The following is a 26,158-nucleotide window of genomic DNA, read 5'->3' as shown; positions in this document are numbered from 1 at the left end:
TTTCAATAAAAAACCGCAAAAAAATATGCGGTTTTTTTATGCTTTATCGCGCTAATACTTTGGCAAAACGGCTTACATCGGCCAAAGGATCCAGCGGTTCATCATATAACATATTTTGTACAAGCTGTTTTGCAAACCACGGTGCAAGTGAACATCCTTTTGAACCCATGCCGTTTAAAATACCAATATTTTTATATTGAGGATGAAACCCCACGAATGGCCTGCGCTCAACTGTTGCAGGCCTTAATGCAGACCAATGATCTATTATGCTAAAATCTTTTTTTAATATTGATTTTAAAGATGCAATGGTTCTTGTTTTAAAATCATCCGTTGGTGCTGTTGTTGCAAATTCAAGCTCGTTGCTGCTGCCAACCCACCATCTGTTTTCTTCCAAAGCAATTAATGTAAGATGGCCGAATTTATAAATATAAGATGTATCCAAACCTTCAATATGCATCATTAATGCCTGGCCTTTATTCTGCACAAAAGGCAGGTTTTTCCAATACCTGCTTTGCGAGGCATGCATGCCATCAGCATAAATAATTTTGCCTGCTTTTATGCCCTTGTATTCAATGCAATCTTTGTTTATGATCAATTCATCTTCATTAAAAACCGCTTCTTTTAAAATATTTTTTCCTGTAAGGTATGCACGAAAAGATTGCAGCAAGGGCTGCATTTTTATTACATAACAGGGATTTATTTCAAATACATCAAAGGGAAAATTAAATGTGGCATGCAAAGTGTCTCTTGCAACAGATGGTGATTGTATAAAACTATTCTGCTGCTTTATTCTTTCCAAAAAAGCCTGTTGTAAATCCGTTGCAGATGGGAACACCAGGATATTTTTTTGATGAATACCTTGTATGTTTAAAGTTTCTCCCAAAGCATTGTATTCCTTCCAAACAAATGGTAATAATGTTTCCGCCATCCAGGTGGTAACCACTCTCCTGCCTGTAACGGGGTTGATTAATCCGCCTGCAGCATTACTTGCACTTTGCAAATGATTGTTATCAAAAACAATAAGGCTTTTGTTTTCTTTCAATAAATAATAACCAAGCCATGTGCCGCAGATGCCTTGTCCGATAATGATGTAATCAACCGTCATGCTGCAATGTTAGCAAAACTATGTTGATGCATAACAGCAATAAAAAAACCGTCTTAGGTAAAGACGGTTTTCAAAAAATAAACCCGTTTTAATAATTCTGAATTTTTCCTATTCCCAGTGCCTGTGCACCTGTTCCGTTTGCTTTTCCTTTAGCCATTATTGTATAAATGTGCCCGCCCGCCAGTGTATCTTTCTTGCTGGCTAATACAGCACTATCGCTTCCTACAATTTGGAAAGTAAGTATTGCTGCCCGCATTTTCGTAAAATCAGCATAAGAAGCTGTTGTTTTCTGATCGTTGAAAGTTCTTGATTTCGAAAAATAATTATGCGTAGCAGAATCGCGGAAATTAACTACGCCTGAGTTAGGAGAAAAATTCAGAAACCTAACATATACGGAATCTGAAGAAGGAGCTACAAGCTTATCCTCAACAAAAGCATATTTAAGGCTTGCCAGTGTATCAATTATAAAATAACTATAATACTTATTTGGTTCAAGTTTTATTGAATCTGAGATAGTAGTTGAACCCGATGCAACGCCTACATCATAAGTGCCAGCATTCTGAAGATAATAAGGTGTGTAAACCCCGTAACCAAGATTGCTAACATAACCTTTTGAATTTAAAGTAACATTAACTCCTGTTGCATCCGGAGTTAGGTTAGCAACCATTAACGCGCCCTGTGTGGGATTTGTTGTACCATCATTATCTTTTAAACATGAAGCAAAAGTTAAAATGCCAAAAGCTACCGCTACATTTACAAAGATTCTTTTCATAATTTTTTGTCTTTAATTTAAAACGTTTGTTAATCAGATATTGTATGCGAGCTTGACTGTAAAAAAGTTAAAAAGGTTGTAAGGGGTTTGAAAAAAATTTTATTTGATATAAATAAAACGCTGCTGTTTAATTTGCATATATGCCACATGAATCTATTTCAGTTTTTGACATGTTTAAAATTGGCGTGGGCCCTTCAAGCTCACACACACTGGGGCCGTGGCGTGCTGCATTAAGGTTTATAAAAACACTTGCAGAAAAAAATATATTATTTCAAACAAAATCTGTTACTGTATTATTATATGGCTCGCTTGCCAAAACGGGCAGAGGCCATGGAACTGATATTGCGGTGTTGATGGGCTTATGTGGCGAAGACCCTGTGACGATTGATGTAAATTCCATTGCATCAAAATTTGAACGTATTACTGCTGAAAAAAAGCTTGTTTTAAATGGTGAAAAAGAAGTGCAGGCAAATGTTGTTTTCTTACTAAATGAAACGCTGCCTTTTCATCCCAATGGTTTAACTTTTTTAGCAGACTGCGATAATGATATACAAATAAGCGAGACATTTTATTCGATAGGCGGCGGTTTTGTTGTTAAAGAAAATGAGAATACTAAAAGCGCACTAAAAATTGATCTTCCTTTCCCCATAAATACCGCCGCAGACCTTTTGCACTGGTGCATGAAAACAGGTTTATCTATTAACGAAGTAGTAATGGAAAATGAAAACGCATGGCGCAGTGAAGCAGAAACAAAACAAGGCGTATTACATATATGGCAAACCATGAAGGAATGCATGTATCGCGGCTGCCATACCAATGGAGAATTACCGGGCGGCCTGCATGTACGCCGCAGGGCGTTTGATCTTAATAAAAAACTCATCAAACAAAATGATTATAACGATCACGCTTCCTGGACGAGTGTTATAAGGAATGGCGGTAATGCATTCAGTTATATTTTAGACTGGGTAGGTTGTTTTGCACTCGCTGTGAACGAAGAGAATGCATCGTTTGGCAGGGTTGTTACAGCGCCGACGAATGGCGCAGCCGGTGTAATTCCTGCCGTGCTGCAATACTTCATTACGTTTTGCAATGGCGATGATGAGGATAAGATCATACGTTTTCTTTTAACAGCTTCTGAAGTAGGCAGCATATTTAAAAAAGAAGCCACTATATCGGCTGCTATGGGCGGATGCCAGGCGGAGATAGGCGTATCATCTTCCATGGCGGCAGCAGCGCTAACAGAAAGCCTGGGCGGCACACAGCGGCAGGCTTTAATGGCTGCTGAAATTGCTATGGAACATCATCTTGGCTTAACCTGCGATCCCATTGGCGGGTTGGTGCAGGTGCCTTGTATAGAACGCAATACAATGGGTGCTATCAAAGCCATTACAGCATCACAACTCGCATTGCAGAGTTCACCAGATTATGCGACGGTTAGTTTAGATAAAGTAATAAAAACTATGTGGGACACCGCCATTGACATGAATTCAAAATATAAAGAAACAGCGGAAGGCGGGCTTGCCTTAAATATTCCTTTGGGTTTAAAGGAATGTTGAATATTTCTTATAGTTATCAGTAAATATATTGTTCAGCAATTCCGGCATGGACAAAAAGGTTGCATGAAGATTATATTTGTTCAAATTAAAAATTATGGATAATGCATTGCAGCCCGAAATAGTATTGGATCATATTTGCAAATTAGGCGAAGGGCCCGTTTGGGATGCTGCATCCAACAGCATATTGTGGCTTGATATTTTAAAAGGAGAAATTCACCAGTTTAATACAAATACCAAACAACATTCAATATTTACAGCAGGTGAAATGATTGGCTGCATTGCACCGCGTGAACAGGGCGGTTTTATTGCGGGCCTTGAAAACGGCATTGGTTTTATTGATATTGAAAAGAAAGAAGTGAAGCATATCATCAACCCTGAAGAAGGTTTGAATAACCGTTTCAACGATGGCAAAGCTGATGCGGCAGGCAGGTTTTGGGCAGGCAGCATGTCTAAAACCGAAGAAGAAAACATGGGTAATCTTTACATGTTTGATACTGATTTTTCCATACACAAAAAATTAGAGCATGTATCCATTTCAAATGGTCTTGCGTGGAATGATGATAATACTATTCTCTATTATATTAACACACCTACCAATTATATATTTGCGTTTGATTTTGATTTGGAAACCGGCAGCATCAATAACCAAAGGGTAGTTGTTGATCTTACACACGAAAAAGGTTTTGCTGATGGAATGACCATTGATGAAGAAGGTATGTTGTGGGTTGCATTTTATGATGGCTGGCGCGTAGCAAGGTATAATCCCGGCACAGGCGATTTGATTCAACAGATAGACTTACCTGTTGCCAATGTAACCTGCTGTACATTTGGCGGCACAGATCTTACGGATCTTTACATTACCACAGCCAGTAAAGACATGAGCAAGGAAGCTTTACAGCAACAGCCACATGCGGGTAAATTATTCGTTGTAAAAAATACCGGTATAAAAGGAACGCTATCCAAAAAATTTAAAGCTTAGACAGGCAGTAAACCGATCATACAAACAAAAAATAAAATCATACATAATGAAATTAATACGCTTTGGCAGCAAGGGAAATGAAAAACCAGGTATTATTGATGATAAGAACATCCGCCGCGATACTTCGCATCTATTTAAAGATTGGAATAATGAATTCTTTGAACAGGGCGGTCTTGAAAAATTAAAAGCCATTGAAGATATTTCTTTATTACCTGTTGTTAATGAGCATGAACGCTGGGCTGCGCCTGTTGCAAGACCGGGAAAAGCGATTTGTATCGGCCTCAATTATTCAGACCACGCTGAAGAAACGGGTGCTGCCATACCTAAAGAACCGATTGTATTTATGAAAGCCGCCAATACGGTTGTAGGCCCTTATGATAATATTCTCATACCAAGAAATAGTAAAAAAACGGATTGGGAAGTAGAGTTAGCGGTAATTATAAAAAAAGAAGCCCGCTACCTTGAAAGTGCTGATGCTGCCAAAGATTACATCGCCGGTTATGCGGTTGTAAACGATGTATCAGAAAGAGAGTTCCAGATAGAACGCGGCGGGCAATGGACTAAAGGAAAATCCTGTGATAACTTCAGTCCATTGGGGCCTTATTTATTAACAGCCGATGAAATAAAAGACCCGCAAAACTTATGGATGAAACTAAGTGTAAATGGCGTGCAGATGCAAAATGGCAATTCATCTAAAATGATATTCAATGTTTACTATGTGGTGCATTATCTTTCGCAATTCATGACGCTTGAAGCCGGCGATATTATTTTAACTGGAACACCTCCCGGCGTAGCGCTCGGCATGAAAGAACCACAATACTTAAAAGAGGGCGATGTGGTGGAACTTTCCATAGAACAGCTTGGCACACAAAAACAAACCTGTGTAAATGCATAATTTTTTAAATCAGTTGGGTGATATATCCCAAACCCTTACTTTTGCAGCCCTTTCGGAAGAATAATTCATCCGGAATGGATTCGGGAGGTAGTTCAGCCCGGTAGAATACCTGGTTTGGGACCAGGGGGTCGCAGGTTCGAATCCTGTCCTCCCGACGAAATAGCATTTCAAATTGCATCAATCCTTGTAAGATCAATTGAATTACAAGGATTTTTTATTTTCTTCCTGTCAAATCATTTCAGAAAAAGGCAATATTCAGGTGAGTGAACTCAGGCACATGCCTGGTTACTCACCAAAAAACCCACAATTCATTGTTATCCATACAATTACGTCATCTTTTTGACGCTTTGGAGTGGATTCGAAAAGGATTCGAATGTTCGGACTACGGAAAAAGTGAAGAAGGAATTCAAATCATTTCAAAACCATTTAAAACAATTTTGTATGGAAACACAAACCTTCGGTGTTAGCTTCCTTGTCAGGAAATGCAAGAACGATAGCAAAAGAGCAGATACCTATGCACGCATCACTGTTGACGGGGAAGAAAAAGAATTTTCTACCAAAGAACAGATCGAGGCCAGCCACTGGAACCGGGATAAGGGAATGGTAAAAGGAACCGGCATCGCAGTTAAATCTATCAACAACCACCTGGAAAATATCCGCTTTGGTATTAAAGACCAATACAGGAAACTGCTCGATGCAAATGAACTGATAACAGCAGCGTCTCTGAAAAATGCCTATCTCGGTTTGCAAACGCAGCTAAAAGGTTATAAGGTGAAGGAACTGCTTGTCAAGACTTAGCAGAACGCGTAGGCGGTCATGTATAAATTCGGTATTCACGGGAAAAATCAATAATAAATATCGGCAAAACCCACCGCACTATCTCAGCAACCGTATAGGCATATTCTATGCGATAAGCATTTGGCATTACTCATTTTTCTGCAGTTAGATCGCAGCGCACCTTCCTTTATTATTTTCAGTTACTTAACCGCCATAGGGGTAAAGCAGCGACCAGGATAATAATACCTACAATAAGTGCTGTGCCACCCTGTTCTGCGAATGCACCGAGCACGGCAATTCCACTACCGACAATAGCTACGGCTGTGGCTATCACTTTTATACCAAAACGGTTCTGTGCCTTAGCATCAGTTTCCTGTGCTGCTGTATGCTGCTGCACTTGTGCAAAAACATTGGCAAGGGCTGATACTTTATTAGTAATGGCATAATATATTTCCCATAATAACAACACGAGAATTGGTATTCCAACGCCCAGTGTGGTTTCCCAAAAACGATCAACTTTAAATCCTAACAATTCAACACTGAAAAGCTTTAATACCAAACTGATAATTAAACCTGCCAGTGATGCTGTAACAACTGATATGGCTGTTTGCCGTTTAGAATATAAGGTCCAGATGATGGGGGCAAACAAAGCACCGCCCGCAATGGATGCGGTACTTAAAACCATTTCAACAATGCCGCCAATAAGCGGCACCAGCATAGCTATTACAACTGTAATTACGCCAAAGGCGACGGTAAAAGCCCTGGCTGCAAATATTAATTCTTTTTCAGTGGCAGCTGGGCGTATCATCTTTTTATAAACATCATGCGCAAATACAATCGCCATCATATTAATGGTTGTGTTGGCTTTGCTGGCACTGGCAGATATCATTCCAGATAAAACAAGGCCTATTAAACCCGCCGGTAAAACCTGCTGGCATATCATCATATAAGCACCTTCGGGCTGGAGGCCTGTTAAGTTTGGATTGATGACGCGATATAACATAGGCGGCAACATCCATATAAACGGGCTTATAAAATAAAGCAACGTAAAAAGCCACGCTACTTTCTTTGAATTTCTTTCATTCGATACACTTGTATAACGCTGCACGTAGGCCCAGTTGCCACCTATATATACGGTTTGATAAGCGAGAAAGGCAAGAAAGAATCCAAATGAATATTCTGAATTGAAGAATTTAAAAAAATCAGCCGGTGCTTTATCAACAAACGTTGAGGCACCGCCCACTTCTTTAAATGCCATGGGTATTACAATCATTACAGCGGCTGTAAGAATTACAAACTGCACCACATCGGTAACCAATACAGCCCATAACCCGCCTGCTGAAGTATAAAGAATAATGATAACACTGATAATAAGAATGCTTGCATTTAAAGACAAGCCTGTAGCCACATTCACCATTTTACCAACAGGATATAAAACTGACGCTGTTGTAAATAAACCATGCAACATGATAAGCACGGTAAAAAATTGCAAGGTTTTTTTTCCAAGCCTTTTACCAATATATTCGGCAGCCGTTACCGCTCCAGTTCTTTTCCATTTGGCGGCAACAAACAAGGCTACGAGCATGCCGCCAAATACCATGGTTAACTGAATACCGTTGGCTACAAAACCGCTCTTATACGCTATAGAACCCCATACCACAAATGTGCCGGCAGAAAAATAACTGATGAATAAAGAAATACTGTTGATCCACCAGGGCGTGGAGCCGCCGGCTTCAAAAAAAGCAGCAGAATTTTTACTGCCCACTTTCGTAAACATCATTCCAATGCCCAGTATCAACAAGGCAAAAACTGCCATTACTATAAAATCAAGCTGATTCATGTATGCTCCTGTTGTTTATTGAAATTGATACACCTGCAACCCATATGGTTTAAGGTGCACCTGCTGGTTGTTGCTGAAATTTTGTTTTGAATTTGATATAAGATCCGATACGCTTTTATCAGTAAAAGAAATTTCCTTTTGCAGCATGTCTGCATTTACACGGATGCCTGCCGTGATTGGTTCATTCGTATCATTCATTATAATTACAAAAAGACTTTTATTATCGGTGCTTTTGGCAAGGATATATTCAACATCAGGATTACTGCAGGTTATAAGCCCGGTACGGTTTATAAGCATAGCGGAATGGCCATAAATTTTTCCCGGTGCAAAACCATAGGATTCATGCGGCCCCACTTTTGGCGTTACAAACCCTCTTGGAAAAACAATGTTATCAGCTGAACGCATTTGCGCTTCCGATAAAAGATAATCGGTTATCCATCCTATCTGCCACCAGGCATGATGCGGGTAAGGCCCGGCGCCTTTGTTCATTGCCGTCCAGTAATACGATGCCACGCTGGTAGCACTATCAACAAATGCATCTCTACCTATGGCTGCAGCCCTTGCCATTTCAATAAACAAACTGTCCTTCGTTAATTCAAACATGCGCACAAACATGCCGGCATGGCTGCATAACATTATGGGGCCTGCACCGTTGGCTGAACCCAAAATACCACCATGTTCAAAGCTTAATCCTGATTGGGATATTTGCCAGTCTTTTCTTGAAGTGCCATTCACTATCTTATCTTTTTCATTGGCTACCGGGTGCGTATAAATTGAATTGAGATAAATCTTCGCTGCTTTAATTGCCACATTTTTATATTGCTCTTTTTTGGTGATATCAAACAAATCCATGTAGGCCTGCGCTGTTTGACCGGTAGCAAAATCAGGAGCATAACGGGCATCGCCGCATACACCGATAAAACAACCTTTATCAACACCATTGCCGGCATACCAGTCGGCGCCTTTTACAGCCGCATCCAAATATTTTTTATCTTTCAAAATACGATAGGCAACTAACAAACCATAGAACGTGGGGCGAAGATCTTTCAAATCAGTAAACAAAGGTTGATGCGTGAATTTATCATAAGCTACTTCCCAACTGCCATCAGGCTTTTGCCACTTCAATAACAGGTCTGCGCCCAACCTGAGTTTTTCTTTTAATGCTGTATTGCCGGGTTCAAACAAAAGAATATTGCCCATGTCAAGCATAATATAATAGGTAAGGCTGATGGGTTCAACAAACTCGCCCCATTCTTCTGTAAAATGCTTGCTGTTGGCAAGATAATACTGCCCGATAGCAGCGCCTTTAAAAAACCCGGTATCGGCCTGTTGCGCCAGTTTAAAGTTTAAAGCATAAGGCAACACACTATCCAATAAAAATTTATCATTGGTTGTATGTGCCAGCATCCACATGGCTCCGTAATCAGAGTTTTTAATCGCATCTTTGTTTGAACCAACAACGCCGCCAAGATAAGACTGGCCGCCAATTTTCATCCCTTTATATGCTTCAATATTCCACAAAGAAGTTTTCCTGTCTTTTACATATTCATGCATGTGTTCTACCCTGCTTACCAGAGATTGTTTGTTATGTCTTAAAGCAAGTGTTTTATTAAAATCATACACATCATTTACAATATGCGCAAGCAGATCATACCATTCTTTATTGCTGAAGCTATACCGGAATGTATAACCAATTGTATCGTTGGCAGCAAGCTGGGAATGTTGCTCTCCCAACACAGGATAATATAGCGTTGGAGCCAGCATGGCTTTCCTGTTCATGTGCGACAACCCAACAAACCAGTTGGAATGCGTGCTTTTATCATATTCCCAGGGATCTCTTGCAAGGCCGGGCTGGGGTGCAACACAAAAAGAAATATGTTGTTTTGTACTGATAATGGGCGCTAAAGTACTTGCACAACGTTCGCGGTAAATAACCGGCAACGTTGGAATACCCTGCCCGTAACCATAACTTAACACACCATTTGTTTCAAATGCTTTACCCTGGAAATATCCGGGAACGGTGGCCCATTTAACATCAAATGAATCAACGGTTATTATGGAAGGACTGGCCAGTGAGTAATAGCCATTTTGTTTGCTTTTTAGTTTTTGCTGAACAATAATATCACCACTATACTTTTCATCTATGCGCCATGTTGTAATAACTGTGGCCACAGGTGTTTCACTAGTAAATATTATACTGTTGTTTGTTTGTGTGGCAGATGAAGGATAAAAATAATAAGCTTTGCCTGCGGTATTTAAATCAACAGGAGAAGTGGCTTGCTTCCAGCGGGTAATCTGGTAATGGTATAATGTATCAGGCCAGGCTTTTCCATTGATGTCGTTAAAAACCGTATCAGGTTGTTCCGGTGGTTTTTGTTCATCAAACAGCAACGTGTATTCTCCTGAAGGATGTTTGAGTTCAAGCCATGAACCGTTCTTCAAAAAACTTACTTTGCTTATCCGCCATCCGTTGGCTGACTTATTCCATTCAACACGGATTTGTTTACCTGAAAGCGTAAGTTGATTTTGTGCAAATGATTTTATGCTTAAAAATAACAGTGTAATCAAAACAGTTTTCTTCATACTATTTTCCTTTTATTCGTAACATCTTATTTCAAATATTGCGGCAGGTGTATTGGCCGAAGGATGGTCACATTCTATCACAAGTTTTGAAGTGATAACAGCTTCATCAAATATTATTTCATTACGGCTTTGATGGTTATCTTTTTTACGGTACACAAGGTTCATCTTATCATCATACAACCGGTAATTTCTTACACAAAAAGGCATTACATTTTCCGGGTGCGTCATTAGCACAGATTCTGCCGGGTGATCAAAATCTGTATCAAATACCAACATAACGCTTTTTATTTTTTTGGCTGATGGCCATTGCAATGTTAATGTTGGTTGTGCATCGTTAAAATCTGCCACCCATGCATTGGGTGCATTTACGGGCCTGCCAATCCCATTGCGTATATTTTCAACATCAAATGCTAACAAAGGCCTGCTTAATTTAAACGAAAGGTTATGCCCCTGCGGCCTTCTTTGAGGACACCAGAATTCAAAGCTATCCATGCCTATAAAATCGGGCGGCTCCTGTTTTCCATAATTGGAAACGTCGGGATTAATGGTATTAAATACAGTTAAGATACCGGTAATGCGTTTATAGGAACGGGATAGTTTTACAGCAGGATTTTTATGCAGCATTACAAATAGATACTGCGCTTCTGTTATTTGATAATCACTTTGCAGTTGTACACAATTCCTTCCTGGTTTTAATGGTATTTCAAATGAAGCGATGGAAAGGTCAGGTGTAAAACTTCCTGTTCTTGAACATAATCTTAATTCAGCTTTTAATGTGGTCGCTTCATTAGCATAAACATGAAAATTAATAACAGGAATATTGCCTTTTTCAACAGGCAACATTTGTGCAACGCTTAAATCAAGCGTTTGCAATAAATGTGTTTCTTCAATTTCCTGAAGCTGCAACTCACTGCTGGCGCTTATTTCAGCCTGCATTACAAGATCATTATCATCATGCAACTTAATGCCCGGTATATGCTGGCCAGCTTTCAATAAACGTTGCTGCAGTTCATGTATATACCCATTATTAAAAATGTCAACAGGTAGGCAATTATATTCTTTGCACAACACAGCGGCCATCGACGAAGCCTGTGAAATGTATGCACTTGTAGCCATAACCCTTGATGAACCAAAGGCCACATGCGAGGCACTGATAATCCTGCCTGCGAGAAATAAATTCTTTATATTCCTGGAATACAAACAGCGATACGGTATCTGATAAATGCCTTTGCTGTGCCACTGGTTGCAACCCGGTTCACTTGAATAGATGCCATCGGCAGGATGCAGGTCGATACTCCAGCCACCAAAAGCAATGGCATCGGTATGCGAACGTTGTTCAACAATGTCCTGCTGCTTTAAAATATAATCACCTTCAAAACGGCGACTTTCCCGTTTGCCGGGAATCATACCTACCCATTCAAGCGTTAACGTATCCGCTTCAGGAAATTGGCCGGAGTTCTTTATATGATTCCAAACGCCATACACTATCTTCCATAATTCCCATTTTATTTTTTCAGTATCGTGCACCGTATCCATCCGGCCGCCATATTCAATCCACCAAAGCTTGCAACCGTATTCATGCGAATTAAAACTCCTGAATTTTGGAATTTTGGTTATATCATCCAAGGCAAATGAAGGTGGTACAAATTTTACCGGCTTGCCGGTATCTTTTGAATAGAAATACAAAGAATGGCCCAGCAGTTCTCCATAATCTTCTGACGGCGCAAAACGTTCGCCGAATTCATCCTGGCTTTCTGCACCCATACGAAATGCGGCACCTGAAAGAAAACCCACCACACCATCGCCGGAAGCATCCATAAACAAAGGCGCTTTTAATAAATATTCTTTCTGGTCCTGGCTGCAGTAAGCACAGAGACTTTCTATAACATCAGGTTGCTTTTTATTCAGGCTATACACCGTGGTATTCAGCAGCAAGGTTATGTTCGGCTCGCTTGCAACTTTATCCAACAAAATCGTATCGAGTATCAACGGGTTGCCTTCGGGATTGCGGTACATATTTTCAACCAGTATTTCATCCACCACACCACCTTCTCTTGCCCAGCGGTTATTATTGCCCATGTGTGATGTGGCACCTAATATCCATAAACGTATTTCGCTGCTGGCATTACCGCCAAGCACACTCCGGTCCTGCACCAGCACAACTTTCAACCCTTGCCGTGCGGCAGTAATCGCAGCACATATACCCGATAATCCGCCGCCCGTAATAACAAGGTCTGCTTGTATCTCAACTAACGGAAACGTCCTGCCTTCCAAACTTTCAGACTTTATCATTCAATTAGAATTATGTCGTATTTAAGTTAGCAGCCAGCTGTGAGTTACTGCAGTAACTACTCATCACTCACTACTGACAACTCATGCTTAATTTAATTTTTATTGTAATATTTTTTGCAGAATAACGAAACCTCCGGGTTTTATTAACTGCACGTTTGCCTGCTGCGATGGAATACTAACATCAATCATTTCTTCTTCACCCGGTTTTAATGTTTTGATGTTATATGTTTTTCCATTGCATTGCAGTTGATAATTTCTTAAAGTATAAGCAGGAAAATCGTGTCGTGCCGTAACCTTTATGGCATTGCCCGAACCCGTTTTAATTAACTCTACTGTGGCAGGTGCAAACTCTTCCTGCCAGGCAGGATAAATACCCCTTGGTTGCCGGTCAGGTTCAACCAAACCCCAGGGCCTGTAGCCATTGGCATTGGTGCCGGGAAAGCGGCTGAAATAATCATTGAACGTCCATACAGATGCGCCAATCAAATAATCACATTTTCTGAAATCCTGCATTGCTTTTTTAAGCAATGCAACACGTTCGGCTTCGCTCTTTACACCATCGGTCCGCCATCCGAATTCACTTATATAAACCGGTTTATCAGGATATAATTTATGAATGCGCTCCAGTGCATTGAAGTGATCACCATAAATATTGGCGCTTACAAAATCGCAATACTGCGAAGCTTCTTCTTCCGGGCTGCTTATGGTTGGTCTTGCAACATACATGCTGGCAAATGTTATCAAACGGCTACTGTCAAGTGATCGCACAAACTGCTTCATATCCCTTACCCAGGCCCGGCCTGCTTCAGTTTGCGATCTGAATTCATTGCCTACACTGTAGGCGATTAAGCAGGGATGGTTCCAATCGCGTTCAATCATCTCTTTCATCTGTGATTGAAACTTTCGGCGCATCATCGTATCGCTCATTTGCTTTGGTGTCATCTGCCAGTTGCCGGCTTCTTCTATTATCAGCAAGCCGTGTTCATCCGCCCAATCCAACTGGTATTCCGTAACGGGATAATGATTGATGCGCGACAGTTCCATGCCACCGCTTTTAATAAGCGTAAGATCTTTATCCAGGACTTCTTTAGGATCCATCGATCCATAACCCGGATAATCCAGTGGCCTGTTGCAACCACCCATTTTTATCGGCTCACCATTCAGTAATAATTGCGTGCCTTTTACTTCAATCTTTCTTATACCAAATCTTTTATCCAATGTATCTGAATTGGTTGAAACCTGTGCTGTGTAAAGATTGGGCGCATCCTGGTTCCAGAGTTTTACATCTTTTGCAGCAAGTGTGCCTGTTATATCTGTTATTGCCGTTTCGCCTGCGCCTATAGAAATATCGACTGGTTTAAATACAATATCCGGAGTTTTATCATCATGCTTTATTAGAAGTTTTATAGGTACTTTTTGCGCTGATGACGAAGTATTTTTAATAAAAGCTTTGATACTGATTACTGCATTACCTTTTGCCAGATCCGGTTCTGTAACAACTTTTATATTTTGAACATATACTTCAGGCCGTGTTATAAGATGCACCGGCCTTGTAATGCCGCCATAATTGATCCACGGAAACCATTGTGCTGCATTGGGTTTTTCATAATTATCACTCGCTTTGGCGCCAGGAATCGTTGTTGTATCCCACGTATTATCCACTTCAATGGTTAATACATTGCTGTCTTTTTGTGCCGCGGTTATATCAAATTCAAATGGCGTATAGCCACCTTCATGCTCACCAACCATAGTGCCATTCAACCATACTTTGCATTTATAAAAAACCGCATCAAATTTTAAGTAGGTTCTTTTTTGAGATGATGCAACAGAAGTGAATTTTTTGAAATACCATGCTTTGCCTGTATAAAACATGTATCGCGGATCAACAGAAAAACAATGCGGCACTGTAACATTATCAAAAGAAGATGAATTAAAATCAGCATTATACCAACCGCTTTGTTCACCCACTTTAACCGGGTCTGTTGCAAATTTCCATTCGCCGTCCAGGCTATAATCGTCCTGCTGGGCATTAGTTGATATGGATAAAAAGAGAATAAAAATTATTGTGATATACCTCATAGTAATTATTTTTTTCCGGCTGATACAATTCTTTCTGCAACGGTTTTGCCAATCATATTTAAAGCCTGCTGGTTGTAATGTATCTGGTCTTTCATTAATCCTTTTTCTATAAATGAACCCGTTTCATCATACACAAGCATTACGTTTTTCATTTCATTTGAAACTTCCCGCTGGCACCTGCGCACTTCATCAAAACCCCGTTTGTCATGGTCTTTATAATATCCCGTTTGTATAATATAAAAAGGAATATTATCACCCAATTCTCTCCTGAATCTCAGGATAAGATTTTCCAAAGTGGATTGATATACTGCTGCTGTTAAATGCCCTGTATTTATAGCATTGGCATCTCTTTCTCCCTGGCTCCATATAATACCTTTTAAAGCAATTCCTGTTTGGCGGATGGCGGCGTTGGTTTTAATAATGGCGCTATCAAATAAAGGCAGACGGCCCGTTGTATCCCAGGTGCCATAATCATCCAGCTCTGCTTTGTAACTGCATGAACTGCCACCCCTTGCCGCCTGAACAATGACTACTTTATTGCCTGTTTGTTTTGCGTAAGCGTTTGCAAATGCAGGCCAGGCGCTGCCTGTATTGGCTTTTTGAAAATGCAGCTCGTTGCAACCCACCGGATCTTTTAATGGCTTTAATGAATTATTAGTGTAACAATATTCGTATGCAGTGGTGGCAACAGAGGCATTGCTATCAGCCATACCTACCGCATTGCTTTGGCCTGCTACCAGAAACAAAGCTTGTTGTGCCTGTAAAGCATATACAACGCTCATGAAAAATAATATCATTATATATTTCATTATTGCCATTCAGGGTTTTGTTCGAGTAATTTGTTTGCATTTATTTCATCCTGCGGAATAGGAAAATAGCGATTGCGCTGCTGCGGTGTGCGTGTTGGGAAAACATCATTTACTGCTTTTGGTATTACCTGCATAAAAGTATTTGTTCTGGTAAGGTCGTACCAGCGGTCGCCTTCCCCAAAGAGCTCCCAGCTTCTTTCACGCAAAACAGAATCTTTAAATTGTTCTTTGGATAACCCTTTTGTAAGACCGGGTAAACCGGCACGGTGCCGTACAACGTCTATATAACTATATGCCTCATCCGTAACACCATTGGCTTCTGCTGATGCTTCCGCCGCTATCAGGTACACGTCGGCTAATCTTAAAATAGGAATATTGATGCCATGGCTTGGCGAAACAGGGTCCATATATTTTTTGACTTCTACACCATGCGGTGTAATAGGTGTTACATCTTTCTGATGCACCACCTCGCCAAGTTTGTTTATATAAAATGTATCAAGCAATTGCCTTCTTTTATCGGCAGGATCGAATGAATCAAAGAATGACTGGTAAGCAAATGCAGACCCAAAAGATGTAACCGCATACGCAGGCCCATCGCTGTTTTTAGGGCCGTACAAACTTATGATCTGCGTTGAATTGCCGGGCGATGTATTATCGCATTCGTATGCCCACATATTTTCCTGCCGGGCGGCATCTTCTTTTGAAACATCATAAACATCCAGCACGTTTGGCATTAATGTATAAGCACCGCTGCCGATAACTCCCTTTGCTTTTTCAAGTGAGGCCGCCCAGTTTTCATCGTACAAAGCTGCCTTTGCATATAAAGCCATCGCCACTTCTTTCGACGGCCTGCCCTTGGTTACACCGGCAGCATAGGGTTTCAAATTATTAATCGCCTGGTCGAGATCGGCATAAATTTGTTTATATACATCTTTCTGTTCTGTTTTGCCAACAATGGCAGAATCGATGCTGGTGCTTGGCCTGGTTTTCACTACAATATCCCTGAAGTTTTTTGTAAGCATCCACATGTAAAAAGCACGCAGGTAATAGGCTTCGCCTAATATTTCAGTACGTCTTGTAGCATCCATATCCGTATTTGGCACTTTAAACAAGACCCAGTTTGCTTTTTCAATACCGGAATAACAGGATTGCCATATTTGCTGCGGCGATTCAAACTGGCGGCTAAAGCTTTTTTGAGTTGTATAATTGGGATCGTAACTGAATAATGTATAGGTATCTCTTCCTACTACCGGTCTTGGGTAAATCTGGTCGGCGCTAAAATCTGAAGCAAAAGTTCCCGCTGTATTATACAGGTCAACCAATGGCCCATACACCGCTGTAATAGCGGCTTCGGCATCGGAGGCTGTTTTATAAAAGTTGTTTGTAAATATAGATGAATAGGGTGTTTCTTCAAGTTTATTGCATGACGTGATAACCACGAATGCAAATAGTGAAGCAGCGATTGTTCTTATATTTTTATGAAAGCACATGATTTTAATGATTTAAATTGAGCGATAGAATTATGATCAAAAAGTAACCTGCAGGCCAAACACAAATGTTCTTGCAGCCGGGTATACCAGGTTATCAACGCCAATAACCGTATTGGAGCCGCCGAAAGTGTTTACTTCAGGATCATAACCGGAATATTTTGTTATAAGGAACAGGTTATTGGCACTTGCGTAAATTCTTGCAGTATTAATAAACTTTACCTGGGGCAGCCTGTATCCTAATGTTATATTCTTCATGCGTATGTAAGAGCCATCTTCCACAAACCTGTTTGATACCGGTAGTCTTCCCCCCTGGAAACCGCTGGCATATTCATTACCAGGATTGGTTTCCGACCACCTGTTCACCAATCCCTTTACTACATTTCTTCCACCCAAACCATTTTCGAAAGTGTATCTGCTCAGGTTAAAGATCTTATTGCCCTGTACTCCTGACAGAAATATGGAAAGATCAAAATTTTTATAACTGAGATTAGTGGAGAAACCGAAAATGAATGAAGGGTTGGCGTTACCTGTTATCTTTTGATCATCGGCAGTTATCTGTCCGTCGCTATTTAAATCAGCTACCCGCACACCGCCAACTCTTGAACCGCTGCCAGGCAATACAGAATCCCCTGTTTGATAAATACCATCAAACACATACGTTTTAAATATTCCCAGTGGTTCATCTACTTTTAAAACGCTGTATGGGTTCAGCACGTATTCATCTACACCGCCTTCAAGGCCTAATAACTTATTCCTGTTGATCGTAAGATTGGCGTTTGCATTCCATTTAAATGCGCCGTCCAAGATGTTTGCATCCACCGAAAACTCAAATCCTTTATTGCGAATGCTGGCGAAATTGCCGGTAACAGAAGCATAGCCTGAAGACAAGGGAAGGTTCTTTACAAATAACAGATCTTTTGTGGTTTTATCATAATAATCCATGGCAATGTTTATCCTGTTAAACAAACCAATGTCAAGACCGATATCTGTTTGCGCTGATTTTTCCCAGCGGAGATCAGCATTGGGAATGCCTGTCGGGCTTATGCCTGTTGTATAAACATGATCAAATTCATAATTGCTGCCGGAACCTTCCAGCGCTAATGATTGATATGGAGAGATAGCGCCTGCATTACCGGTTACACCATAAGTGGCCCTTAATTTAAGATCGCTGAAGACTTTACTGTCTTTCATAAAACCCTCTTCAATAATGCGCCATGCGCCGGCCACAGCCGGAAAGAAACCCCATTTATGATTGGCCCCGAATTTTGAAGCGCCGTCATAACGTGCGGTTATATCAAGCAGGTATTTGTTTTTGAATCCATAGTTGATACGGCCCATGAAAGAATTAAGCGCCTCCTTCGACCTGTAAGCAGATACCGTTCTGTTGATAGCAAGCTGTAAGGCTTCATTTAAAGTGGCATCATTGGGAAAACCGGAAGCACTGATGGAATTGGTATTATAAAGATCATTCTGTATAGCATATAATCCGGTAAACTTAAAGGCATGGTCGCCAAAATTTTTATTATAGGTAAGCACACTTTCATGCAGCCATGATAATGTGTTGGCGTTGGCCTTGCTGCCTGAACCGGAATTGGGGTTCACTTCCACTTTCGCCAATATGTATAAAGGAGAATAATAATCCGTTAAGGTAGAACCTATATCTGCATTAAACGAAGCATTATACGTTAACCCATTAATGATTTTTGCATTAAAATATACATTGGCCAATGTTCTGCGAATAGCATTCCTGTTGAGTATTTCTGCCAGTCCCAACGGATTTGATATTTCCCTGTAACGGCCGTTAAACTGGTCGGCAAAAGGGTATATTTTGCCATCTTCCGTATATGGAACCAATGTTGGCGGCGCTCCCAGTGTGGCGCCTACTATGCCTTGTGTAACAAGCGAGCCGTCCATTGAACTCAAACCTGTGGGGATCTTGTTATTGATACTGTAACTTGTAAGCATACTGGCTCCCACTTTAAAACGGTTACTGATAGTATGATCCAGTGTGGCTCTCAATGAATAACGTTTAAAATTGGAATTGATGACGATGCCGTCCTGGTCAAAATAGTTCGCAGATAAAGAGAAGTTCGTTTTTTCAGAACCCCCGCTTACAGAAGCCTGATAATTCTGCATACCCGCCTGCCGGTATATGATATCCTGCCAGTCGGTGCCATTGCCCAATGATTTGGGGTCAGGATAAATCTCACTCTTATATATGTCATTTTCAAGATCAGCAAATTCTGCCGCATTCATCATAGCAAGCGTTTTGGTAATATTTTGTATGCCCTGGTATGTTTCAAGCTGAACACGGCTTACCCCTCTTTTGCCTCTTTTTGTAGTAATCAGCACCACGCCATTAGCGGCCCTTGCACCGTAAATAGCCGTTGAAGATGCGTCTTTCAAAATTTCAACAGATTCAATATCGCTTGGATTAATAGTGGATAAAGGGCTTACATCATTAACGCCACCGGAGTTCGTGATCTGTATACCATCAATTATATACAAGGGTTCGGAGGAACCATTAATAGAGTTGGTACCTCTTATTCTTACACTGATGTTACCACCAGGCGCGGCGCTGTTTTGAGTGATCTGCACGCCGGAAGCCCTTGCAGCAAGGCCCTGCGCAATATTGGCAACTGGTGTTTGGGTTATTTCATCCGCCTTAACAGAAGCGATAGAACCTGTGGTGGCAGACTTTCGCTGCGTTCCGTAACCAACCACTACCACATCTGATAGATTTTTAACAGTGGTAACAAGTGTAACAGCTACAGTGGTTTTGCCATCAAGCCTTACCTCCTGTTGTTCATAACCCTGGTAAGAAAAGCTCAACACAGCATTGTCACTTACATTGGTTAACGTAAATGAGCCGGAAGCGTCGGTAGCTGTGGCTCTGGCTATGTTTTTAACTGTAACCGTAACGCCTTCCAAAGCAACACCGCTGTCGCTTAAAACCTTACCGGAAACTTTCGCTAAAATATGCTGCGCAGCAACCGGGCTTACAGACAGGCTGCAAAGAAATAGTACTACGAATGTTAAAGATAACAGCGCTTTAAATGACAGTAAAGTTTTCATATATGCAATCGTCTTTTTTGTTAAATAAGCAGTATTGAATAACGCGGGCAAAAATAGAAGCAGCGGGATTTGAACAACAGTTTTGTACCCGTTTTAGTCAACAGGATATACCGGTAACGATACCGCAAACGAAACCGGTAGCTACGATTATTAGAAAAAATTTAAACCAAAGAAAAATGTACCGGCAAAATATCGTTGCAGGCCTGTCGGGCAAATCATTATTTTTATCCCGTTTAGCAGCTATGATTGATCGGTCTAACGAATTTTAATGCTGATGATACGATGTGTTAAGTGCAATATGGTGCATGCCATTTCAAAATCCGGAAAGCTCAGGGGTAAGCAGCGGTATTACTGTAAAGAGTGTAATATTTATTTCACCATACATGATACAGATAAGAAAGATTTATTGGATAACAACCATAAGAGGCATATAGCAACCATAGCGGATATCGCTAAGGCATTGAATGTTTCCAAGTCAACGGTGTCAAGGGCATTACATGAACATAGCGATATTAATGAGCAAACCCGTCGGGCAGTACTGCAAATGGCAAAAGAATTAGACTACCAGCCTAACCTGCTTGCTAAAAGCCTTGTACAAAACAAAACCAATACCATAGGTATTATCGTACCTGAATTTCTTACTTATTTCTTTCCAACGGTTATTATCGGCGCGCAGCAGATTGCATCAGCGGCCGGCTATAATGTTATTATTTGTCAATCGCAGGAGTCATATGAAACAGAGGTTTCCAATGCCAATGTTTTAATAGCCAACAGGGTGGATGGCGTGCTGATATCCATGACACGCGAAACAAAAAACTTTGATCATTACAAACGGTTTGAAAGACACGGCATTCCTGTTGTTTTCTTTAACAGGGTTTGCGATGAAATGAATGTGCCCAAGGTTTTGGTGAATGACTATAATGGAGCTTTTAAAGCAACGGAACATCTTATAAAAAGCGGGTACAGGCGCATTGCACATATAGGTGGCCCTGCCAATCTGCGGTTAAGCCATAACCGTTTAAACGGTTATAAAGACGCTTTAAAGAAACACAAACTTCCAATATTAGATGAATTGATTACAAGCTGCGATCTTTCAAAACAGGCCGCTATAAAAAGTGCGAAGCAATTATTGGAACTAACAACACCGCCGGACGCTGTTTTTTGTGTAAATGATCCTGCCGCTATCCAGTTAATGCTTGTGGCTAAAAATAAAGGCATTGATATCCCGGAAGATTTGGGTGTAGTTGGTTTTAGTAACGATCCCATTGCAGCTATTATTGAACCTGCCTTGACAACCGTAGAACAGCCAGTGGCTGAAATGGGCAGAAAAGCAATGCAGTTATTAATTGATAAATTAAACGGACACATCGGTAAATCAACCCCGGCCTATTTATCACTTAATACAAAATTGGTTGTGAGAAAATCATCTGTTATGAATGATATATCGTAATTAACCAATAAAAATCTCCACCATCCATCTTGGTAAGCCATATTCAAGAATCAATAATGAAACAGTCAATATTTAAAAATGTCCCTGAATGGATTAACGAAAAGCGTTAAGATGCCAATTAATATTATAGAAGATTATTAGTGCCAATCATCGCAATATTTCGATACAGTATAAAATTTAAATAACAGGGAAACTTACAGAAGCCATTTAAGCACCGACGGTTAAAGTAATGAATTGTGATGCAATAACCGTACAAGAAAGTTCCGGATGAAATCAAAGACTATTCAAAAACTTAATCAGCTTAGCCCTTTCTGCAGCTGATAAATTCATGAACTGTTCTTTTAATGCAAATAGATGAGAACGGCGAGACTTACCGTGCATTTATGGCGGAGGTATATTCAGCTCTGCACTTTATCATTCGTTTTTATAACCATTCTTAACGATTGATCTTTTGTAAAGTACCCAATAATCCAGTTGTATAAAGTCTTTAATCTATTATCAAATGCAATTAGAGAAGCGATATGTATAAACAGCCATATTAATAATGCGGGAAAACCGCCTACATGCATTTTTGGTTTTTCAAGGTCAACTACCGCACGGTTCTTGCCTATGATTGCCATCACACCTTTGTCGTGATAAGCAAAAGGCTGTGGCGCTTTTCCCTTTGCTATCGCTTTAAAATTTTTTGCAAGATGCGTGCCCTGCTGAATAGCAGGCTGCGCTAACTGTGCATGCCCTTCCGGGAATTTTGTATCTCCCGTCAGCAAACAATTATCACCAACAGCATACACATCATCCAGTTGTGCTACGCGATTATATTCATCCACCATTATTCTTTTACCACGACCATAAGCAGATACCGGAATGCCTTCAATTATATTACCCGTTACACCCGCAGCCCAGATAAGATTTTTTGTTTGAATGATGTTGCCGCTTGATAGTTTCACTTCATCGTTTTCATAGCTGTTGATGAATGTGTTTGTAATAATTTTTATACCTAATTTTTCCAGTGTTTTTGTTGCATCAAGTTGTGCCTGTTTACTCATCTGGCTGAGCAAGGCTTTCGCTCCGTCAACAACATAAATATCCACCGTTGCATTTTTTAGCTCAGGATAATCTTTTTGAATGATATTCTTTCTCATTTCGCCCAGCATGCCCGATACTTCAACACCTGTGGGCCCGCCACCTGCCACAACAATCGTTAATAATTTTCTCCGCAGCGTTTCATCTGTTGTATTGCAGGCTTCTTCGAGCGATTGCAATAAAGTATTCCGCATGCCCAGCGCATCCGTTAAAGTTTTCATGGGGATTGTATTGCGCTTTAAAATATCATTACCAAAAAAGTTGGATATAGAACCGAATGCAAGTACGAGATAGTCATATTCAAGTGTGGCATTGTTCAAATAAATCTTATGTTCTGTTGCACTAATTTTTTTCAGTTCGCCTAAATGAAAGCGGATATTCTTTCTCTTCCTTAAAAATTTCCTGAACGGGTAACTGATATTGGAAGGTTCAAGAAACCCTGTTGCCACCTGGTAAACCAATGGTGTAAATTGATTATAATTATTTTTATCAACCAGCGTGATTGTATAGTGTTTATTATTGGCAAGTGTTTTAATAAAATTCAAACCTGAAAAGCCGCCGCCAATCACTACTATATGTTTAATACCCGGAGAATCCATTGAAAAAATTTTTTGTTTAAGAGAAATAAGGCTAGCAATATTTTATAACGAAAAGCCAGTCAAATATTCCGCCATCAAAAAGGAATAGCCGGTATAAATTTATTCATCTTTAATGTCTTGAAGATTTTTCAGCCTTTGTAAGATTGTAAACCTCACATATTTCACTTCCAGAATTTTTTGATTTTTGATAATAATATACTGGCATTAGCATGTCCAGTTTCTAATAAAATGCCCTTTGCGGTAAAAGCAAAACATTCAATAGCGTATAAAACCGTTTCGCCTAAATTCACCATATCATCCTCAAAGCTGTACACTTCCACTATGTCAAACTCGTCGCTGTTAATGAAACATTTTGTTTGTGGGCAAAACAACTTGTTGCCAAGCAGGTTAAAGTCCATTGTAAACCCGCGGTTCTGAAGATCAGTAATGGTATCTATAATCATAGTATAATAATTTTTATCAGTAGAAATGGATTTGTTATTTGCAACCGCTGATGCCAACCTGGATGTTTCTTCAACATCCGTTATAAAAAGACAGTGGCCGGTATTGATGAATATGGATTGGTGATTGTCCGTGCTGCTGCTAACGCCTGTGCCTGTTAAAAAACAATGTGGTGTATAAATTTTTGGATGATTGATAATAAAACAATGTGTATGCTTTGTTTCAATAATATAAAGTCTTGATGATTGCATAACTATTGTAATGCCCTTGTCCGGATCAAAGACATTCCAATAGTGTGGTGCGCAATAAAGCAGTGTATCATCTGTATTTTATGCAAATGCATTACAGCGTTTCTGCTGCACCCATAATGAATTCAGCCACTTTACCGGGCTGCGATAACATAGGAACATGACTTGATTCCAATTCAAGCACCGTTGCATTGATCATTTTTGCTTCAGCCCGGGTTAATGCCGGCGGCACTGTTTCGTCATTTAAACCAATAATGCACCATGACGGTTTATTTTTCCATGCTGCTTTTGAAATTTTGGTAACTGTGCCTTTCGCCGCCCATGGTGTTTGCGTAGCAAATAATATTTTCCTTTCCTGTTCAGAAAGGTCCTGTGCAAAAAAGGAATCAATCCCTTTAAATGATAAGCTTAAAAATCCCGCAGCATCCTGCTTAAATTCTGCATTGCCCGGGGAAGGCGGATATGGCTGTATTACATCCACTACCGATTGGTTATCATTTGGGATTAATGCATCAACATACACCAGCCCAACTACTTTAGGATCATTACCGGCTTCTGTAATTACCATGCCGCCATAGGAATGTGCCACAAGCAAAATAGGCGCATCCATAAGGTCGATGGCCCTTTTTGCAGCCGCCACATCATCTTCCAGTGAAGTGAGCGAGTTTTGCACCGCAATTACATTATATCCTTTTGCCTGCAGTAAAGGAATAACCTTTGCCCAACTGGAGCCATCGGCAAATGCGCCATGAACCAGCACAATATTTTTTACGCCTTTTACTTTCAGTTTGGGTTTTACATCCTGTGGCAGCGTGGCGGCAGTACCCGCCTCCGTTGTGGCTGACGGATTTAATTGTTTAACAGTAAGCATAACATTAATTTTTGTTGTTAAGAAATTAGATTAAAAACAATTCCAAAGAGCTTATGCGTGCTCCCTGTACATTGTTTCGCCAAGTGGCTGTTCATTCATTCGTATAAGGTCATCCAGAAACTCACCTCCATCTGTTATGTTTATTTCATGCAGGAAAGGATAGATGCTTTTCTGGATATCCTCGGATGAATTCTGTTCAAAATCAGGGCTGCTTTTATGCGATGAAAAAACGGTGTTCATTATATGATCTTTTATTTGTGTGATATAAAAATCAGCCTGTCGTATCGTTGTGTAGTTGACCGGTTTTTCGCGGAGACGCCGCGCCGGCGTGAGTTTGTCCCGTGCACGAACGGGTGGAAAGTGCATGCCTCTTACAACCGCCTCAACGAACTGGCACCCGTCATCTTTGTTACGAAAGGCAGGAATAACTAAGCCTTCATCAATTGTTTGCTTAACCAGTCTTCATATTTAATTTTTCCAAGACGTGCATGATCTCCTGTTACAAGCGAAGTATCATTTAGTTCAACGCCGAAATAAAGTGCATGCATATCAGCAACCAGTTGGCGCGGATCTTCAGTTATATCCAGATAATAGCGAATGAATTCAGACATTGGCATGCGTTCAGGCCCGCCTACTTCAACAATGCCGTTTAATGGCTGGCTGACAACAATATCCGCCAGCGCAGCCACTGTTTCATCTGAAGCAATGGGCTGTATGCCACCCGTTGAAATATGTACTTCATTACCGTTTGTGCCCTCCTCGGCTATGCGGCCTGCAAATTCAAAAAACTGGGTAGAACGTAAAATGGTGTAGGGAATGCCGCCATGTTTAATTAAGTCTTCCTGCCTGTTTTTTGCACGCAGGTAACCGCTGCCGGGCAGCCTGTCTGTGCCAACAATGGATAAAGCCACATAATGCTTCACGTTTGCATAGGTGGCCGCAGACAGCAAATTCAATGTGGAGGTTTGAAAGAAATCCATTACGGCTTCATCTTCAAATGAAGGCGAATTGGAAACGTCCACAACCACATCCGCATCTTTCAGTGCTTCATTAAGCCCCTCACCTGTTATAGTATTTACGCCTGAATTAGGTGATGCTGCTAAAACCGTGTGCCCAAGCTGGCGAAGCTGGTTTACGAGTTTTGAACCAATAAGCCCGGTGCCGCCGATTACTGTAATTTTCATGTTTGATTTTTTATGTTTTACAAGATTTAT

The 26,158-nt window shown here is 40.5% G+C and carries 19 protein-coding genes and 1 tRNA gene; 6 read left to right on the top strand and 14 right to left on the bottom strand.

The features are described 5' to 3' along the window. Positions 1-43 precede the first annotated feature (43 nt). Positions 44-1,105 (bottom strand): NAD(P)/FAD-dependent oxidoreductase, encoded by a 1,062-nt coding sequence (locus ACTHN6_RS16805; protein WP_440436937.1) that lies wholly within the window; start codon positions 1,103-1,105, stop codon positions 44-46. A gap of 88 nt (positions 1,106-1,193) precedes the next feature. Further along, on the bottom strand, positions 1,194-1,877 hold the full coding sequence (locus tag ACTHN6_RS16800; protein WP_440436936.1) for a DUF4397 domain-containing protein: 684 nt from the start codon (positions 1,875-1,877) through the stop codon (positions 1,194-1,196). A gap of 140 nt (positions 1,878-2,017) precedes the next feature. On the opposite strand from ACTHN6_RS16800, the gene ACTHN6_RS16795 reads away from it, so the two are divergent. The 5 genes from ACTHN6_RS16795 to ACTHN6_RS16775 all read left to right on the top strand — a co-directional run bounded on the left by ACTHN6_RS16795 (position 2,018) and on the right by ACTHN6_RS16775 (position 6,105). Further along, positions 2,018-3,433 (top strand): L-serine ammonia-lyase, encoded by a 1,416-nt coding sequence (locus ACTHN6_RS16795; RefSeq protein ID WP_440436935.1) that lies wholly within the window; start codon positions 2,018-2,020, stop codon positions 3,431-3,433. 94 nt (positions 3,434-3,527) lie between these two features. Beyond that, positions 3,528-4,412: an SMP-30/gluconolactonase/LRE family protein gene (locus ACTHN6_RS16790; protein ID WP_440436934.1), complete on the top strand. Its 885-nt coding sequence runs from the start codon at positions 3,528-3,530 to the stop codon at positions 4,410-4,412. 46 nt (positions 4,413-4,458) lie between these two features. After that, entirely contained in the window at positions 4,459-5,307 is an 849-nt protein-coding gene (locus ACTHN6_RS16785; RefSeq protein ID WP_440436933.1) for a fumarylacetoacetate hydrolase family protein, read from the top strand. Between the two features lie 81 nt (positions 5,308-5,388). Beyond that, positions 5,389-5,462: transfer RNA gene (locus ACTHN6_RS16780), tRNA-Pro, on the top strand. A gap of 286 nt (positions 5,463-5,748) precedes the next feature. Further along, complete coding sequence (locus ACTHN6_RS16775; protein ID WP_440436932.1) at positions 5,749-6,105, top strand: Arm DNA-binding domain-containing protein; 357 nt, start codon at positions 5,749-5,751, stop codon at positions 6,103-6,105. A 175-nt stretch (positions 6,106-6,280) separates the two neighbouring features. On the opposite strand, the gene ACTHN6_RS16770 is transcribed toward ACTHN6_RS16775, so the two are convergent. From ACTHN6_RS16770 to ACTHN6_RS16740, 7 genes are all read right to left on the bottom strand, one after another. Continuing rightward, positions 6,281-7,924: a sodium:solute symporter family protein gene (locus ACTHN6_RS16770; protein ID WP_440436931.1), complete on the bottom strand. Its 1,644-nt coding sequence runs from the start codon at positions 7,922-7,924 to the stop codon at positions 6,281-6,283. Positions 7,925-7,939: 15 nt separating this feature from the next. Then, positions 7,940-10,507, bottom strand: a complete 2,568-nt coding sequence (locus ACTHN6_RS16765) for a glycerophosphoryl diester phosphodiesterase (protein WP_440436930.1) — start codon at positions 10,505-10,507, stop codon at positions 7,940-7,942. 12 nt (positions 10,508-10,519) lie between these two features. Beyond that, entirely contained in the window at positions 10,520-12,799 is a 2,280-nt protein-coding gene (locus ACTHN6_RS16760; protein ID WP_440436929.1) for an FAD-dependent oxidoreductase, read from the bottom strand. Between the two features lie 99 nt (positions 12,800-12,898). Continuing rightward, positions 12,899-14,878 (bottom strand): glycoside hydrolase family 2 protein, encoded by a 1,980-nt coding sequence (locus tag ACTHN6_RS16755; RefSeq protein ID WP_440436928.1) that lies wholly within the window; start codon positions 14,876-14,878, stop codon positions 12,899-12,901. Positions 14,879-14,883: 5 nt separating this feature from the next. Then, positions 14,884-15,687 carry a sialate O-acetylesterase gene (locus tag ACTHN6_RS16750; protein ID WP_440436927.1) on the bottom strand — a complete coding sequence of 268 codons (804 nt, stop codon included), beginning with the start codon at positions 15,685-15,687 and terminating at the stop codon, positions 14,884-14,886. Further along, positions 15,687-17,177: a RagB/SusD family nutrient uptake outer membrane protein gene (locus ACTHN6_RS16745; protein WP_440436926.1), complete on the bottom strand. Its 1,491-nt coding sequence runs from the start codon at positions 17,175-17,177 to the stop codon at positions 15,687-15,689. Before ACTHN6_RS16745 ends, ACTHN6_RS16750 begins: the two co-directional genes overlap by 1 nt. 36 nt (positions 17,178-17,213) lie before the next feature. After that, the gene (locus ACTHN6_RS16740; RefSeq protein WP_440436925.1) at positions 17,214-20,252 is read right to left on the bottom strand and encodes a SusC/RagA family TonB-linked outer membrane protein; all 3,039 of its coding nucleotides are present in this window, start codon (positions 20,250-20,252) and stop codon (positions 17,214-17,216) included. 274 nt (positions 20,253-20,526) lie between these two features. On the opposite strand from ACTHN6_RS16740, the gene ACTHN6_RS16735 reads away from it, so the two are divergent. Continuing rightward, on the top strand, positions 20,527-21,702 hold the full coding sequence (locus tag ACTHN6_RS16735; protein ID WP_440436924.1) for a LacI family DNA-binding transcriptional regulator: 1,176 nt from the start codon (positions 20,527-20,529) through the stop codon (positions 21,700-21,702). A 398-nt stretch (positions 21,703-22,100) separates the two neighbouring features. Here the strand turns inward: ACTHN6_RS16735 and ACTHN6_RS16730 are convergent, their stop codons facing one another. The 5 genes from ACTHN6_RS16730 to ACTHN6_RS16710 all read right to left on the bottom strand — a co-directional run bounded on the left by ACTHN6_RS16730 (position 22,101) and on the right by ACTHN6_RS16710 (position 26,128). Then, positions 22,101-23,384, bottom strand: a complete 1,284-nt coding sequence (locus tag ACTHN6_RS16730) for an NAD(P)/FAD-dependent oxidoreductase (RefSeq protein ID WP_440436923.1) — start codon at positions 23,382-23,384, stop codon at positions 22,101-22,103. Between the two features lie 161 nt (positions 23,385-23,545). Beyond that, positions 23,546-24,076: a hypothetical protein gene (locus ACTHN6_RS16725; RefSeq protein WP_440436922.1), complete on the bottom strand. Its 531-nt coding sequence runs from the start codon at positions 24,074-24,076 to the stop codon at positions 23,546-23,548. A gap of 91 nt (positions 24,077-24,167) precedes the next feature. Beyond that, a complete protein-coding gene (locus tag ACTHN6_RS16720; protein ID WP_440436921.1) occupies positions 24,168-24,944 on the bottom strand; it encodes an alpha/beta fold hydrolase in 777 nt (258 codons plus the stop codon). 51 nt (positions 24,945-24,995) lie between these two features. Next, positions 24,996-25,184, bottom strand: a complete 189-nt coding sequence (locus ACTHN6_RS16715) for a hypothetical protein (RefSeq protein ID WP_440436920.1) — start codon at positions 25,182-25,184, stop codon at positions 24,996-24,998. Positions 25,185-25,372: 188 nt separating this feature from the next. Then, a complete protein-coding gene (locus ACTHN6_RS16710) occupies positions 25,373-26,128 on the bottom strand; it encodes an SDR family oxidoreductase (protein WP_440436919.1) in 756 nt (251 codons plus the stop codon). Between the last annotated feature and the right edge of the window lie 30 nt (positions 26,129-26,158).

Source organism: Parafilimonas sp., assembly GCF_051953455.1.
Taxonomy (GTDB): domain Bacteria; phylum Bacteroidota; class Bacteroidia; order Chitinophagales; family Chitinophagaceae; genus Parafilimonas.
This window is presented reverse-complemented; position numbering and strand designations above follow the sequence as displayed.